The organism is Aliiglaciecola sp. LCG003, from assembly GCF_030316135.1.
Lineage (GTDB): Bacteria > Pseudomonadota > Gammaproteobacteria > Enterobacterales > Alteromonadaceae > Aliiglaciecola.
Genome location: NZ_CP128185.1, coordinates 2,642,104 through 2,656,692, shown reverse-complemented (window position 1 = coordinate 2,656,692; position 14,589 = coordinate 2,642,104). Strand labels below are relative to the sequence as shown.

Annotated in this window: 13 protein-coding genes and 2 pseudogenes; 13 read left to right on the top strand and 2 right to left on the bottom strand. The window is 41.6% G+C overall.

What is annotated here, in order from left to right; translation table 11 throughout:
- Positions 1-232 precede the first annotated feature (232 nt).
- Complete coding sequence (locus QR722_RS11345; protein ID WP_286282968.1) at positions 233-1,012, bottom strand: hypothetical protein; 780 nt, start codon at positions 1,010-1,012, stop codon at positions 233-235.
- Positions 1,013-1,171: 159 nt separating this feature from the next.
- Here QR722_RS11345 and QR722_RS11340 point away from each other — a divergent pair, with 159 nt between their 5' ends.
- The 13 genes and pseudogenes from QR722_RS11340 to QR722_RS11280 all read left to right on the top strand — a co-directional run bounded on the left by QR722_RS11340 (position 1,172) and on the right by QR722_RS11280 (position 12,977).
- Entirely contained in the window at positions 1,172-1,402 is a 231-nt protein-coding gene (locus tag QR722_RS11340; RefSeq protein ID WP_286282967.1) for a hypothetical protein, read from the top strand.
- Positions 1,403-1,592: 190 nt separating this feature from the next.
- Positions 1,593-3,131, top strand: a complete 1,539-nt coding sequence (gene istA, locus QR722_RS11335) for an IS21 family transposase (protein ID WP_286282966.1) — start codon at positions 1,593-1,595, stop codon at positions 3,129-3,131.
- Complete coding sequence (locus QR722_RS11330; protein WP_286282965.1) at positions 3,128-3,895, top strand: ATP-binding protein; 768 nt, start codon at positions 3,128-3,130, stop codon at positions 3,893-3,895. The genes istA and QR722_RS11330 overlap by 4 nt, the downstream gene beginning before the upstream one ends.
- Entirely contained in the window at positions 3,888-4,700 is an 813-nt protein-coding gene (locus QR722_RS11325; RefSeq protein ID WP_286282964.1) for a toprim domain-containing protein, read from the top strand. Before QR722_RS11330 ends, QR722_RS11325 begins: the two co-directional genes overlap by 8 nt.
- A complete protein-coding gene (locus QR722_RS11320) occupies positions 4,691-5,617 on the top strand; it encodes a phage lytic cycle repressor MrpR family protein (protein WP_286282963.1) in 927 nt (308 codons plus the stop codon). Before QR722_RS11325 ends, QR722_RS11320 begins: the two co-directional genes overlap by 10 nt.
- 89 nt (positions 5,618-5,706) lie before the next feature.
- Complete coding sequence (locus QR722_RS11315) at positions 5,707-6,879, top strand: XRE family transcriptional regulator (RefSeq protein ID WP_286282962.1); 1,173 nt, start codon at positions 5,707-5,709, stop codon at positions 6,877-6,879.
- Complete coding sequence (locus tag QR722_RS11310; RefSeq protein ID WP_286282961.1) at positions 6,876-7,349, top strand: PIN domain-containing protein; 474 nt, start codon at positions 6,876-6,878, stop codon at positions 7,347-7,349. The genes QR722_RS11315 and QR722_RS11310 overlap by 4 nt, the downstream gene beginning before the upstream one ends.
- A 59-nt stretch (positions 7,350-7,408) precedes the next feature.
- Positions 7,409-7,561 (top strand): annotated as a pseudogene (locus tag QR722_RS11305) (RHS repeat-associated core domain-containing protein); the annotation flags it as partial.
- Positions 7,562-7,645: 84 nt separating this feature from the next.
- A pseudogene (locus QR722_RS11300) lies at positions 7,646-8,119 on the top strand (GNA1162 family protein); the annotation flags it as partial.
- Between the two features lie 479 nt (positions 8,120-8,598).
- The gene (pheS, locus tag QR722_RS11295; RefSeq protein WP_286282959.1) at positions 8,599-9,579 is read left to right on the top strand and encodes a phenylalanine--tRNA ligase subunit alpha; all 981 of its coding nucleotides are present in this window, start codon (positions 8,599-8,601) and stop codon (positions 9,577-9,579) included.
- A gap of 15 nt (positions 9,580-9,594) precedes the next feature.
- Positions 9,595-11,982: a phenylalanine--tRNA ligase subunit beta gene (gene pheT, locus QR722_RS11290; protein WP_286282958.1), complete on the top strand. Its 2,388-nt coding sequence runs from the start codon at positions 9,595-9,597 to the stop codon at positions 11,980-11,982.
- 4 nt (positions 11,983-11,986) lie between these two features.
- Positions 11,987-12,286, top strand: a complete 300-nt coding sequence (gene ihfA, locus QR722_RS11285) for an integration host factor subunit alpha (RefSeq protein ID WP_286282957.1) — start codon at positions 11,987-11,989, stop codon at positions 12,284-12,286.
- Between the two features lie 91 nt (positions 12,287-12,377).
- The gene (locus QR722_RS11280; RefSeq protein WP_286282955.1) at positions 12,378-12,977 is read left to right on the top strand and encodes a hypothetical protein; all 600 of its coding nucleotides are present in this window, start codon (positions 12,378-12,380) and stop codon (positions 12,975-12,977) included.
- A 38-nt stretch (positions 12,978-13,015) separates the two neighbouring features.
- Here QR722_RS11280 and QR722_RS11275 read toward each other — a convergent pair whose 3' ends face one another.
- Positions 13,016-14,458: an MFS transporter gene (locus QR722_RS11275; protein WP_286282954.1), complete on the bottom strand. Its 1,443-nt coding sequence runs from the start codon at positions 14,456-14,458 to the stop codon at positions 13,016-13,018.
- Positions 14,459-14,589 lie beyond the last annotated feature (131 nt).

Sequence of the window (14,589 nt, the reverse complement as noted above, 5' to 3'; positions counted from 1 at the left end):
ACATGGTCCAGCTTAGCGAGAATCGTGCTCCATCTTATTAGCAGAGGTGGTGCGTTTAGGGGATAATATGCAAGTGCAAATACTATAAAAATGCACCATCAGTTTTAAGATGAAGGACTGACATTCTCGTTAAGCTGGAGCACTCGATACACTATTTGGACAGACATCCAAATTCTGTTGAAGAGTGTTTGATCTGGTTTTACAAATTATTTTTGATTTGCGAAGTGTCTGGTTAAAGACGATGTTGGTTGATTAATAGTTCCAACTCTTCTGGTTCATGAATGTCAGCAAAATAAATGGTCTGGGGATCTTCTAACCAATCTCTGATCTCAGGACTATAGTGATAGTCTTTGGGGTAATTTTCTCGACTTACGTTTTCGGCTTTCAATGCTTTTTCTATCGTCTTAAAAAAAGCGAAGCGATCAAAGTTGGGGTATTGATGAGCCAAGAACGCAGCAATGACATGGACAACTTTCGACAAATCCAGTAACGGTGGATGGATCATACTTTTGCTTCGAGCCTGAGTGTAGCCAAGTAAAATATCCGATAGATCCATTAATCCACATCGTTCTGGATTCTTAATGAGATGACAACATCTATTCCAAAACAATCTTGGAGTATAAGCCGAAATACCTAATTCTTCTCTTAGAGATGACAAATCCAGTTGTGCAAGATCTTCAAAAGAAAGAAGCGCCCAGAGCTTGTGGTTTAGCGACTCATTCGCTTTCGAAGAAATTGATTTAATCATTTTAATTTTGTACTTGTTTTTTAAGGGTTCCCCTTTCATCTTTTTTGCATAAAAGCCAGATTGCTTTTCAACTTCGAGTCTGTAGTGATTGTACTCATTGGGTTTTGTTTCAAGCTCAGCATAAAGCTGCTTTAGATTTTCAACTTTTAAATCGAGCATCAGGTCGTGAATGCATGCCTGAGTTGCAAAAATTTTAAGAGGACGGGAGAGTGACGAATAAATAGTATCAAAATCGCCGCTCAAAATGTTAAGGATATTTTTCATTTCTCTTGATTTTGCAATAGCAAGGAAAACAAGTAGTTGCTATTGAATTTGGTTAATAAAATGGGCGTTACATAAGTGTAGGATAAAATTTAATCTCTGAATTAAACTGTGCTTCTCATTCACAAATAGGACTGGAGGTGACTAACGACTAAACAAGAAGTGGAGCAACTTGCTTTGGCATTGGAGAAAGATTTACTGACCTACTATGGTTCACCAATCATTTCTGGCGAAAAGCTGCAAATGGCTTTGGGGTATCCGACGATGGCTGCAATGAAAAAATCCATTATTCGGAAAACGTTTCCAGTGAAAACTTTCAAAATTGCTAACAGGCGGGGTCAATTTGCCCTAATCAAAGATATTTCATTTTGGTTGGCAGAGCAGGCCCGCTAATTAATTTTTAAGTTGTATTTAAGAGGGCATACAGAAAAGCCCCGGTTACGGGGCTTTTCATTTTACTTCAGTTGTCGTTTTCGAGCCGACGTCTGAAGTGTAGTAAAACCCACATAAATTGCAATAGCGACATTGGAATTAAAAAGCCATTGTTTCGGGCGTGTGCTCTCCAATTAATTTGGAGAAAAAAATGAAAAAAAGTACGCAGTTTTTAGAAATAGTTAGGTTGAATAAACAGACCGAATTCAGTAACCGAGAAATAGGACGAGCTGTAGGTGCGTCACATCAGACCGTTGGTCGATGTTTAAAAAAATTTAAGGTAAGTGGTTTAACACTAGCAGAAATTATGGCGTTGGAACCAGACGAGATAATGAAAATTCGTTATCCGAAATATGGCCGTCGAATACATAATTTTATCATCCCTGATTGGGGCGAAATATATAATCGACTGCTGAAGAAACATATTACACTTCTGATGATTTTTATTGAATATGCTGAAGCTTACGGCATGAATGCTATGAAGTATTCGACCTTCTGCCGAGAATATCGGAAACATTGTAAATTGAATAAGCTGTCGATGAAGCTGATTCACAAACCCGCAGAAACTATGCAGGTTGATTATGCAGGGATAACCTACAAAGCCACCTTTGCCGCAAAACCTATTCAATTCTTCGTTGCGGTTTTGCCGTATTCAGGACTGATGTATGCACGGGGTACATTACGTCAGACAACCGAAGATTGGATAGAGGGGCATATCGGAGCATTTAAGGCATTTGGTGGAGTACCTGAAATAGTTATTCCAGACAATGCTAAAGCAGTTGTAAGTCAACCAGCGCCTAATTTAGTGATCAATCCTAAATATGAAGCCTGCACCAATTATTATGGTGTCACCGTATTACCTGCACGACCTAAACATCCGCAAGATAAGGCAGATGCAGAGGGACATGTGAAAATTTTCACTTTCGACATCATGCCTGAATTACGCAAGCAGGTGTTTAGAACTCTTGACGATATGAATGATTTTATTGCAGAGGAAGTGGCCAAAGTTAATAGTAGAACATTAAGTAAATCCTCAGTTAGCAGGCAAGATATTTTTGATACGTTTGAGCGAACACTGCTTAATCCATTACCTGATTCGGCATTTGAGCCGCTCGAATGTATCTTAAACATCTCTGTACCTAGCAATTATTCCATATTGTATGATGAGCATCACTACTCAGTGCCTCACCGTTATGCCAACAAAAAGGTTCAAGTTCATATCCATAAAAACAAGGTGGTTGTGTGGTTGGGACACAAAGAAATTGCGTGTCATGAACGTAGCTTTGAAAAGGGAGGATACACAAGAGTTGAAACACATATGCATCCAGAACACTTGTGGTTTGACGATAAACCTGTCGAATATTTTGTAGATTGGGCGGAAAAATCCTTTGCGTGCGCTGACATTACACAGTTTGTTAAAAATTTATTCAACTCAAAATACAAGAAGTCACGCCGAGGTAATCAATATTGTCGCTTGTTGCAAAAACTCAGTAAGTCATACTCCACTGAGGATTTAAGCGGTGCGTGTGCCTATGCTATTTCAAATGGACATACGAACAACTGGGAATTATTTACCTATATTCTCAAGTCAGGCGTCTTTAAGCCCAAAGTGGAAGATGACTTTAAAGTTTTACCCAGCAGCATCGTTCGCGGCGGCGATTATTATAATGCGACGGGGGTGCAGTTATGATCCTTCCTCAATTGAAAGAAAAACTTGAAGCGCTGAAGCTTCCCGTCTTAGTCAATGGGCTGGAAGATGCGTGCAGCGATGCAACGTTGAATGTCGATAGAGTCTGCGGTTTGCTTGATGGGTTGCTCGATAGTCAGATTGCTCTTAACTCCGCAAATGCTGCGACACGAATGCGAAAGCAAGCCCAATTACGCTGGCCTGATGCCACGTTAGCGACCTCGAAGAATATTAAAGAAGTTATTCAGCTTTCGGTTTACAACCACATTCAGTCATGTAGGTGGCTCAAGCTGTATAACCATATTATGATTGAGGGGCCAAGTGGCAGTGGCAAAACGCATCTTGCTTGTGCTATTGGCAACGAGGTAATCGGTGAAGGCTATAAAGTTCGTTTTTTTCGCTATCGTGAACTTGTCATCCAATTAGTCGCAGCAGACAAGGGAGGTGAATTACCTGCATTACTTAAAAAATTGATGCGAATTGATTTACTTATCATCGATGATTGGTTGGCACAGAAATTAACGCGAGAAGAACAGGCTGTTTTGTTCGAGTTAATCGAAAAGCGAGAAAAGCGTGGTTCACTTGTTATCACGACTCAGTTCGACACTAAGCGTCTTCATGAATCAATCGGAGGTGACATTATTGCAGACGCAGTATTAGATCGTATTGTCCCCATGTCTTACCGTATAAACCTAAATCACAATATCGCATTCCGTGCCGCTGACGCGATAGCTCTCCCTAGTGATAAGGAGAACTCACATGATTAGTGATTTGTCTCCATATGACATTGGTTCATCTCGGCTTATCTCATTTCACGCCCAGCAACAATACGTAGAAATGACGCTTAACCACTATATGCAAAGCTTAAAATCTTCAAGTGATGCATTGGATTATGTGGTGTGTAAAAGAGGGGTGTCGGAGAATGTGGCAGAATCCTATCAATTGGGCTTTGTTGACCGAAGTTTGGGCAAAGCGTTACCCGATACGGAATGTTTTGAAGGAGCCATGATAAGAGGCACGCTTCAGCGATTTGGTTTAATTAAGCCAAATGGTAGGGAATACTTTCGCGGATGCGTTGTTGTTCCTGTCAGAGATGAGTCAGGCAACTTCGTCGATATGTACGGCAGAAAAATCGCAAAATATCAACGTGGTGGTGTGGCGTTCTATCTGCGTATTCACCCTTATGCAATGTCACTATTCAACGCACAGGCTTTACTAACGAATAATGAGGTCATAATTTGTTCGTCACCAATAGAGGCGTTGAGTTTTTTATCTTGCGGTGTTTCAAATGTTGTTGGGATGATGGGCGTTCAGTCGGTATGTAATGCCTACGTTGAGCAGTTGCAAAACAATGGTGTAATGTCGGTTATCTTAGCCATAAATAATACTGCGCAGGGACTCCGCTACAAAAGCATCCTTATACGTATGTTAAAGTCGGTGGGTATCAACTATCGGGAATTAGAGTTGCCATCAGGTAAAGACGTAAACAATGTGTTGGTTGAATCTCGCAATTTGCACAGCCTTCGTAAACAATTGCAATCCGAGGTTCCATTCGGGAAGTTATGTCACTAACGATCGAAGCCGCTTTATCACTATATTATCAAGAATGTATAGCGAGAGAGCAATCGCCCAGAACGGTTGAGGGAAAACGCAGTACCCTCAACCAGTTTCTCAATTTCTGTCATTCAAACGGCATAATTACTCTTAATGCTGTCGCACTGGCGCACCTGAGGGGCTATCAACATTTTCTTATCGAATACCGTACTAAACAAGGAAAACCTCTAGATGTTGCCACCCGAAGAAACAAGCTAGTTGCGATTCGTGAGTTCTTGCGACGGATGTTTCTTATGGATCATATAGATGTTAATCCAGCAGACAAGTTCGAAGTACCAAAACGCCCCAAACGGTTGCCCAGCGGAATCCTCACTGAAGATGAGATTGCCGCCATTTTTAAACAAACAGCTTTGCACGGTGAAAATGGATTACGGGACAAAGCCATTTTGGAGCTTTACTATGCATCTGGGATGCGCAGGGCAGAACTCAGTAAGTTGACGCTCAACGATGTAGATGTAAATAAAAATCTTGTTCGGATAAATGACGGTAAAGGACATAAGGATAGGGTTGTGCCAATCGCATCCAGAACAGCTAAATTGCTTCTTGAATACGCTAATACAGCGCGTAAAAATAACGCAACTTTCCAATCCGGTGAATGGTTGTTTCTAAACAATCGAAGTCAACAATTTAGTCCTAAGCAGCTTTCCTCTTTGGTGAGAAAATATGTGATACGAGCAGGTGTAAATCGCAAGGGGGCTTGCAACTTATATCGCCATACTGCGGCGACTCAAATGCTAGAAAACGGCGCGGATATTCGGGTTATTCAAGAACAACTTGGCCACGCGGATTTGTCTACAACGCAGGTATACACTAAGGTCAGTAACAAACTGCTAGTCGATACTTATCATCGGACGCATCCTGCTGCTATTGAATAAACTGGATTTTGTGAACTTTACTGTATTAATATACACAAAATAAAATGTAACGATTAGAAAAACACGGATAGATTTTTGCGGGTAAAAATATGAAGAGTCAGCCGGTAGAGGGAGTTAAACCAGCATTGTTATCTTGGGCGCGAGAGTCAATAGGATTCTCTGTTGATGATGTTGCTTTGAAAATGAAGCGCTCTGTTGATGAAATTCTCGAATGGGAGTCAGGTATTTCTGCACCTAGCTATCCCCAATTGGAAAAGCTCGCTTATCAGTTATACAAACGACCGCTCGCAGTATTCTTTCTTCCTGAGCCGCCAAATGAAATTTCTCCGAAAAAAGAATTTAGAAGCCTGCCTGATTCAGATTTAGACAATCTTAAACCAGATACCTATATGCATGTTAGGAAAGGACATGCTTATCAAATATCACTCAAAGAAGTTTTCAACAACTCTAACCCCGCTGACAGTAAGTTATGGCAAGAAGTTGCTTTGAACCTAGACAGAAGCGTAGTCGAGCAATCACGAAGGATTAGGAATGCTTTGAATATAAGCATAGAAAACCAGTCAGCAATTCGTAGTGATGAAGAAGCGTTAAAAACTTGGCGTGCAAGTATTGAAGCAAAAGGTGTATTCATATTCAAAGAATCATTCAAACAAAAGGATATATCAGGGTTTTGTTTGTCAGACGATGAATTCCCTATTATTTACTTGAATAACACCACTACTAAAACCAGACAAATTTTCAGTTTGTTTCATGAGTTAGCTCACATTTTACTCAACACCAAAAGTTTAAGTAAGTTTGAACACGGATATTTTAATCAACTTCCACCAAATGCGCAGAGGATCGAAGTTTTCTGCAATGCTATTGCCGCAGAAGTACTTATTCCCAAATCTGATTTTGAATCGTTCACCGCCAATTTGCCTTTCAATATTGAAGCCGTTTCTGATGACGAAATTGAAAGAATTGCAGCTCGATATAGTGTGAGCAGGGAGTCGATATTAAGAAAATTCCTTGATCAAGATAGAGTTAGCTCGTCGCATTATAAAGAAAAATCCGAAATGTGGGCAAATCAAAGAAAAGGAGGCTCAGGTGGTAATTGGTACGCGTCAGCTAATGCCTATCTGAGTAGTACATTCGCGCGTGAAGTTTTAAGTCAACACTACAAGCATAACCTGTCTATAGATAAGGCGTCGGATTTGCTTGGGATAAAAGCAAAAAACTTTAGTGGTTTAGAGCAAAGGATATTGCAAGGAACGAGTGCATGATTTATGTATTTGACACCAGCTCACTTAGTAAATTAAAGCACTTTTATCCGACAATTTTCAAAACCTTATGGGACGGCTTAGATGCTCTGGTTAATTCAGGAAACCTTATTTCTACGAGAGAAGTATGGAATGAACTTGAAAGAGGATCACCTGATAAACATGTCAATGCATGGTTGAAAGATAGAAAAGAAATTTTTACAACACCGACTGGTAAGGAGCTATCTTTTGTTGCTCAAATCCTCAGTGTCCCTCACTATCAATCGCTAATTGGAGAAACGCAACGCTTGAAAGGAACTCCCGTTGCAGACCCGTTTATCATTGCTTGTGCAAGTGTTAGAGGTGGAACAGTAGTAACAGAAGAGCTTGCCAAGCCTAATGCTGCCAAAATACCAAACGTTTGCGAGCACTTTGGTAACATCCCTTGTATAACCCTAGAACAGTTTATGGAAAGTCAAAACTGGGGTTTTTGATCTAAATCATCCTTGTAAAGTGGTTCTTTAACAATAAATTCTTCCCGACATAATCCGTTTTAATTCATATGAACGGGCGGGTGTACGACTACAACCTTGGCCGCTTTATGTCGGTAGACCCCTTCATCCAAATGCCCGAAAGCAGCCAGAGCACTAATCCGTATTCGTATATTATGAATAATCCGATGGCGGGGACAGATCCTACGGGGTATAAGGCGTCGGGCAGCGGGTTTTCTAATATTTCTCATATTTTTGATGGGGGGGGGTGCAAGTATTGATAGCCTGAGCCTCTTACCCAACTTGGTTATTATGTTCTACCCATTGAACTGACCACTAAATTGTTACAAGAACAAGGAATTGTTGATGATGCCCAGTTAAGTGCTTCAGATCCAATATTGTTCAATCAAATGTATGGTGCAGACGCTGTGTTATTCGTTACTATTACCGAGTGGGACACATCTTATTTCGTCATCGGTGGTAACGTTACTGTTGGAATTGGTTATTTACTGAAGTCAACTTCATCAGGTGAAACCTTGTGGCAATACAATGACAGACTTGTGATTAATACCGGTGGTGATTCTGGTGGTGGTTTGATTGGTGCAATTATCTCCACCGCTATTAATACCGCATTAACTGACTATGTGCCGGTTGCTAAAAGGGTGAACTATATGGCTCTTTCCAGTATGCCGGTTGGGACTTATCATAAGCAGCATGGGCAGGACAAACTTGCTAAGGCTGTTAACAAAGATAAAGTACAAACCGCTCAGTAGTGGTACATATTGCCTTTAGGCATATCAAATCTTGGCTGATTTAGGGTTGATAACTCGCAGTCGTCAAAGCTTTACAAGTCACAAACAAAACCACCGAACATGAAAATGTTTAGTGGTTTTGTCTTTTTGAGATATGAGCAAAACCTGAATTTAGGTTTGGCACCTCAAGCTAGATGCTTTTAGATAAAAACTATATTGTCTTCAAATCAAAACTCAGCTTGGGTTTATGATGCTATTGCGCCTATAAACAAGTTATTGTAATAATGGCGTTTGAAGCAAAGGTTTTTGCTGATAGTTGCTTAACTTCCCCTATTAATGCCATTTACTCACAGAAACAGTAAATATCCCGTAGATTCAATCAATTGTGGCTAGCCTAAATGTGGGGCTTTCGTGTAGAATTGCGGGCTATTTTTAATTGTCTTGGTCTTCTTGTGTCTTTATGCGCAGAGACTACATATTAAATCCAATTCGAGGATACTATGGATCTTGATGCCATAATTAGCGAAGCAGAACAGCAGATTAATGCTGCTGAAGATGCCAACACCCTTGACGCCGTGCGCGTTGAATTTATGGGTAAAAAAGGACGGATGACTGACCTATTAAAAGGGTTAGGGAAACTATCCGCCGAAGAACGCCCTGCGGTTGGGCAAAAAATTAATATTGCCAAACAAAAGATCCAAAGCCTGATATCTTCACGTGGGGAAACCTTACGTGATCTCGAATTAAATCAAAAATTGGCGCAAGAAACTATTGATGTGACCCTGCCTGGAAGAGGCGAACACATTGGTGGTTTACACCCAGTTAGTCGAACTATTGCCCGTATTGAAAGCTTCTTTAGTGAATTGGGCTTTGCGATCAAAACCGGCCCTGAGGTCGAAGATGGCTTCCACAATTTCGATGCGCTAAATATACCGGCCAATCATCCAGCACGAGCTGATCACGATACCTTCTATTTCAATCCTGATGTGATGTTGCGAACTCAAACATCTGGGGTGCAAATTCGCACTATGGAAGTTGAAAGTCCACCGTTGAGAATAATTTCGCCGGGACGGGTATATCGTAACGATTACGATCAAACTCATACCCCAATGTTCCATCAAGTTGAAGGGCTAATGGTTGATAAGAATGTCAGTTTTGCAGAGCTGAAAGGCATTTTGCATGACTTTTTAAACAACTTTTTTGAAGAAGACTTACAGGTACGCTTCCGTCCTTCTTACTTCCCATTCACTGAGCCTTCAGCTGAGGTTGATGTGATGGGTAAAAATGGCAAATGGCTTGAAGTTTTAGGCTGTGGCATGGTTCATCCAAATGTATTGCGTGCAGTCAATATTGATCCTGAAGTATATACCGGATTTGCTTTTGGGATGGGCGTCGAACGGTTAACCATGTTGCGCTATGGCGTAAATGACCTACGTTCATTCTTTGAAAACGATCTTCGTTTCCTCAAGCAGTTCAAATAAGGGATACTCGAAAAGATGAAATTCAGTGAAAAGTGGTTAAGAGAATGGGTCAACCCTGCCATCACGACCGAACAATTGTCTGAACAATTGAGTATGGCTGGCTTGGAAGTCGATGGTGTTGAACCTGTCGCTGGTGAGTTTAGCGGTGTGCTTATTGGAGAAGTTGTAGAATGCGGTCAGCATCCTGATGCCGATAAATTACAGGTGACCAAAATAGATATTGGCGCAGCAGACTTGTTAGATATTGTTTGCGGCGCACCAAACTGTCGACTTGGACTCAAAGTGGCGGTGGCGACTGTGGGCGCCGTTTTACCCGGTAACTTTAAAATTAAGAAAGCGAAATTGCGTGGACAGCCATCTTTTGGCATGTTGTGCAGTTTTTCTGAGCTGGGTATTTCTGACGATCATGATGGTATCTTGGAATTGCCTGAAGATGCGCCAATAGGCAAAGACCTACGGGAATATTTGGGCCTAAACGACGTAACAATCGAAGTCGATTTAACCCCAAATCGTGCTGATTGTTTAGGAATTCGCGGCTTGGCTCGTGAAGTGGGCGTGTTAAACCAGGTCGAGGTTATCCAACCTGCAGTAGCTGAGGTTAAACACTCCATCACGGACACTCGTGCAATCCAGTTAGACGCTCCGCAAGCCTGCCCTAGATATCTGGGGCGGGTGATTAAAAATATTAATCTAGATGCTAAGTCACCGCTTTGGATGCAAGAGAAGCTTCGACGCAGTGGCATTCGTAGCATAGATCCAGTGGTTGATATAACCAACTATGTATTGCTAGAGCTTGGTCATCCAATGCACGCATTTGATAATGACAAGTTGCACGGTAATGTGGTTGTACGCTTTGCAAAAGAAAACGAATGCTTGACCTTGTTGGATGGCGAAGAGGTTAAACTGAATAGCAATACCTTGGTTATCGCAGATCAGCAAAAGGCCTTGGCAATGGCGGGTATATTCGGTGGCCTCGACTCAGGAGTCACGGAGTCAAGTCGTGATATTTTCTTAGAAAGCGCCTTTTTTGCACCTGATGCCATTATGGGCAAAGCCCGCCAATATGGTTTACATACTGATGCATCCCATCGCTATGAACGAGGTGTTGATCCTCAATTGCAGCGCACGGCCATGGAGCGAGCTACCCAGCTATTACTGGACATCGTTGGGGGTGAAGCAGGGCCAATTACTGAAGGTTGTAGTGAACAGCACATACCAGCAGAAAAAGCCGTTGAACTTCGAAGCACTAGATTAGAGCGCGTGTTGGGGATTAAAATTGATCCTGCACAAGTGACAGATATTTTGACTCGTTTGGGTTTAGGTGTGGAGCAACATCAAGACAAATGGCAAGTTAGTGTTCCCGCGTATCGCTTTGATATCAGTATTGAAGAAGACTTGATTGAAGAAGTGGCTAGAGTGTACGGCTATAACAACATTCCTGAAATTTCGCCAGTGGCCGATTTAAAAATGTCAGTCCATCGGGAACAAAACCTAACCTTTGATAGACTAAAACAAAGTTTGGTAGAAAGAGATTATCAAGAAGCAATCACTTATTCGTTTATCGACCCTAAGGTGCAAAAGGCGCTGTTTCCCGAAATTGATGGTTTAGCTTTACCCCATCCGATTTCAAGTGATATGTCGGTAATGCGAGTCAGCTTGTGGATTGGATTACTACAATCTGTGTCTTATAATCAGAAACGTCAACAAACACGGGTCAGATTGTTCGAAACAGGTTTGCGATTCATCCCTGACCAAAGCGAGAAGACGGGGGTGCGACAGGAAGCAGTAGTTGCAGGTGTTATTTGTGGTAATCGTAATAATGAACATTGGGGTCTAGAAGACCGTTCTGTCGACTTTTACGACATCAAAGCTGATGTGGAAGCCTTGTTGGCCACGACTTCAGATGGTAATGCGTTTCGTTTTGAGGCCGCTCAGCACAGCGCGTTACATCCGGGGCAAAGTGCGGCAATTTATCGTAATGACACCTTGGTAGGATATGTGGGTGCGGTGCATCCTAAATACTCCAAAGAACTGGGTTTGAACGGTAAAACATTTGTTTTTGAGCTAGATTACGCCGCAATAGGTGTTAAAAAGTTGCCTTTAGCGGAAGAAATTTCGAAATACCCTGCTAATAGACGTGACATTGCGGTTGTTGTAGAGGAAGATAAAGTTGTTGGTGAAATATTATCTTACATCGAAAAATTTGGCGGAAATCAACTAGTTGGCCTAAACTTGTTCGATGTATACAGAGGTAAGGGTATCGAGGCCGGTTATAAGAGCTTGGCAATCTCACTTATCTTACAGGACCAAACGAGAACGCTTGAAGAAAGTGATATTCAAGCGGTAGTCGAAGACATTCTGTCCCATTTATCAGAAAGGTTCGGGGCAACATTGAGGGATTGACGGTATGGCGCTAACCAAAGCCGAAATGGCTGAACATTTATTTGAAAAGTTGGGTATTAATAAACGGGATGCCAAGGACTTGGTAGAATCGTTTTTTGAAGAGGTGCGTGAAGCACTAGAGTCAGGTGAGCAAGTCAAGTTGTCTGGTTTTGGTAATTTTGATCTTCGTGAGAAGAACGAGCGGCCTGGAAGAAACCCCAAAACCGGTGAAGATATTCCTATTAAGGCACGTCGTGTAGTAACTTTCCGTCCAGGACAGAAACTTAAAAGTCGTGTAGAGAATACTGAACCAACTGATATGTAATATGAAATTATGCGCATCCTCTTTGGGTGCGCATTGATTTATATTAGTCAATCAGCTCAGTCCTACGAGCTAGTTTACGTCAAGAAATATTATGTTTCTCAATCCTCTATCATCCAAAGCTTTTGTTTTTATAACCCTGATCGCAATAGCGTTTATAGCTTGTGGCAGTGTATTTTTGTATCTTAATTCCGCTAAGCCAACCAATAGTTTTCAGGTTACCGAAGAGATTAAATCAAACCTCGATCTTAACCAATTTAGCTACCAAGATATTTTAGAAAACCCTGAGTTTAAGCAAGGTATGCAAAGGTCTGTGAAGACGAAGAATCTTAATAAAGCTAAAGCGTTACAGCAAAAAGCCATACAGATTGCGCTGGCTGCTGGTTTGGATGATTTTGAAGTGCAGCTTTTATCCGGAGATAAAGGTCTAAATTTCATGCAATTTCTAGCTAAAAGACAGTTATTTGCAGCAGAGTTCGAAGTGCGTTATCAAGGATTAAAAGATATTCAGCAATTGAAGTTGGATTATCCCGAAGCCGCTGACTTGTTCGCTCGCTCTGACATGTTAATTGCTAAACGAGATCGAGACATTATTGACATCGCGAAAAGCTTAGCCACCGGAAACGCGGATTTAGAGCCCTACATTCGGGCGGCACAGCAACAATGGCTAAGAAACTCCCAAGCAAAAGAATAACTCACTTATCCTCGGAACATCAGTTTACCAGCCTCTGATTATTTGAGTTTTTCTGCCATTGAGCCATTCAGATCTTCTTTTACACTGAACCAAGCAACGGCTGAAATGGCTAGACATGCTCCACAAATGATAAATAACATATTTTTATCATCAACTTGGTTGATCACTTTGCCAATGCCCAAGCTTGATACCAACTGGGGGAGGACTACTGATAGATTAAATAACCCCATGTACAAGCCCATTTTTGCGCCGTTAACCTTTTGCGACATAATGGCAAAAGGCAAACTGATAGTGGCAGCCCAACCAATACCAAGAAACGCCATCATTATATAGATTGTTAAGGTACTTTGACCGAGTTGGGATAATGCTAGATAAGCCAACGCCATAGATATTATGCAATAAGTATGAACTTTCACCCGTCCGATTCGACGGGCAAGAGGTTCTAGCAATAATGCAGGTAAGATGGCTGATACAATGCTCAAGACCAGAAAACTGGCACTTATTACTTGCCCAGTCTCGGTATCATTCAAATGAGGTTGGTTCTGTTTGAGGAAGCCAATGATATAAATAAACATGGATTGCACCCCTAACCAAGTGAAAGAATGGGCAGCTAATACTTTTTTAAAGCCAATCTCACTGGTTCCATCATCAAGAATCTGCTCTTTTTCCCGCAAGGTTTTCACAATAAAGGCCAAGGTGATAATCAGACATGCAAATTCTACCCAGTAGTGAGTGATTTCGATGCCCGCAATTTTGAATCCAAACGCGTAGGCGGAATAGATTAAAAAGCCCCACAGCGGCTGGATCATCATCAAACCCTTAAAGAAGCCTAATTTTCTGGCTGTTGTCTCGGGTTCGGATTGAGTAAGAGATTGAGGCTCTTGAATAAATAGAGGAGGGACGATAGACAAGATGAACACCAGTCCAACACCTATATAAATCAAGGCATAATTAGTCCAATAGGTGCCAATGACATAAGCCAATACGCCAAATGAGCCGGATACGGTTTGCATCCAAGTATACCCTTTGGTTCTTTCATGGCCTTTAGGCGTAACATCAGCAATGATTGAGCGGGTAGGATTGAAACTTACATTGATTGATAAATCCAAGGTTAGAGCAATCAGTACGGCAACTCCTAAGATACCATTGACGCCTAAGGCACTAGTAATTACCCCGATGTTTGGCAAGGCCAATAAGCTTAATGCTGCTAATACGCCTCCAATAAAAATAAAGGGACGGCGGCGGCCATTCCAAAACCAAACCTTATCACTGATGGCACCAATAATGACCTGCCCCAAAATGCCTGCAATTGGCCCCGCCGCCCATACAAAGCCCACATCATGCAGGTCTAAACCATATTGGGTGGTAAGCAACCAACTCAGTGCTGCAATTTGCACCGACAAAGCGAATCCCATGGCACTGGCAGGTAAGCTGAGTATGGTATAAAAGCCATTGGTAAGATTTTTTTGAAACGCTAACATGATTGCTCACTTATTTTTATTGTTAACAATATTGTAACCTAAGCGATGATGAAACTAAGCTTACATACGTATGCAATCTGACGATTAATTTTTAGCGGTGTGGGTTTTTCAGACAATTGCCGGTTTATAGG

What these genes read in the sequence shown, in the direction of transcription:
- QR722_RS11345 (WP_286282968.1), bottom strand. Translation starts at nt 1,012, where the DNA reads ATGAAAAATATCCTTAACATTTTGAGCGGCGATTTTGATACTATTTAT.
- ihfA (WP_286282957.1), top strand. Translation starts at nt 11,987, where the DNA reads ATGGCGCTAACCAAAGCCGAAATGGCTGAACATTTATTTGAAAAGTTG.
- istA (WP_286282966.1), top strand. Translation starts at nt 1,593, where the DNA reads ATGAAAAAAAGTACGCAGTTTTTAGAAATAGTTAGGTTGAATAAACAG.
- QR722_RS11315 (WP_286282962.1), top strand. Translation starts at nt 5,707, where the DNA reads ATGAAGAGTCAGCCGGTAGAGGGAGTTAAACCAGCATTGTTATCTTGG.
- QR722_RS11275 (WP_286282954.1), bottom strand. Translation starts at nt 14,458, where the DNA reads ATGTTAGCGTTTCAAAAAAATCTTACCAATGGCTTTTATACCATACTC.
- QR722_RS11280 (WP_286282955.1), top strand. Translation starts at nt 12,378, where the DNA reads ATGTTTCTCAATCCTCTATCATCCAAAGCTTTTGTTTTTATAACCCTG.
- pheT (WP_286282958.1), top strand. Translation starts at nt 9,595, where the DNA reads ATGAAATTCAGTGAAAAGTGGTTAAGAGAATGGGTCAACCCTGCCATC.
- pheS (WP_286282959.1), top strand. Translation starts at nt 8,599, where the DNA reads ATGGATCTTGATGCCATAATTAGCGAAGCAGAACAGCAGATTAATGCT.
- QR722_RS11325 (WP_286282964.1), top strand. Translation starts at nt 3,888, where the DNA reads ATGATTAGTGATTTGTCTCCATATGACATTGGTTCATCTCGGCTTATC.
- QR722_RS11330 (WP_286282965.1), top strand. Translation starts at nt 3,128, where the DNA reads ATGATCCTTCCTCAATTGAAAGAAAAACTTGAAGCGCTGAAGCTTCCC.
- QR722_RS11310 (WP_286282961.1), top strand. Translation starts at nt 6,876, where the DNA reads ATGATTTATGTATTTGACACCAGCTCACTTAGTAAATTAAAGCACTTT.
- QR722_RS11320 (WP_286282963.1), top strand. Translation starts at nt 4,691, where the DNA reads ATGTCACTAACGATCGAAGCCGCTTTATCACTATATTATCAAGAATGT.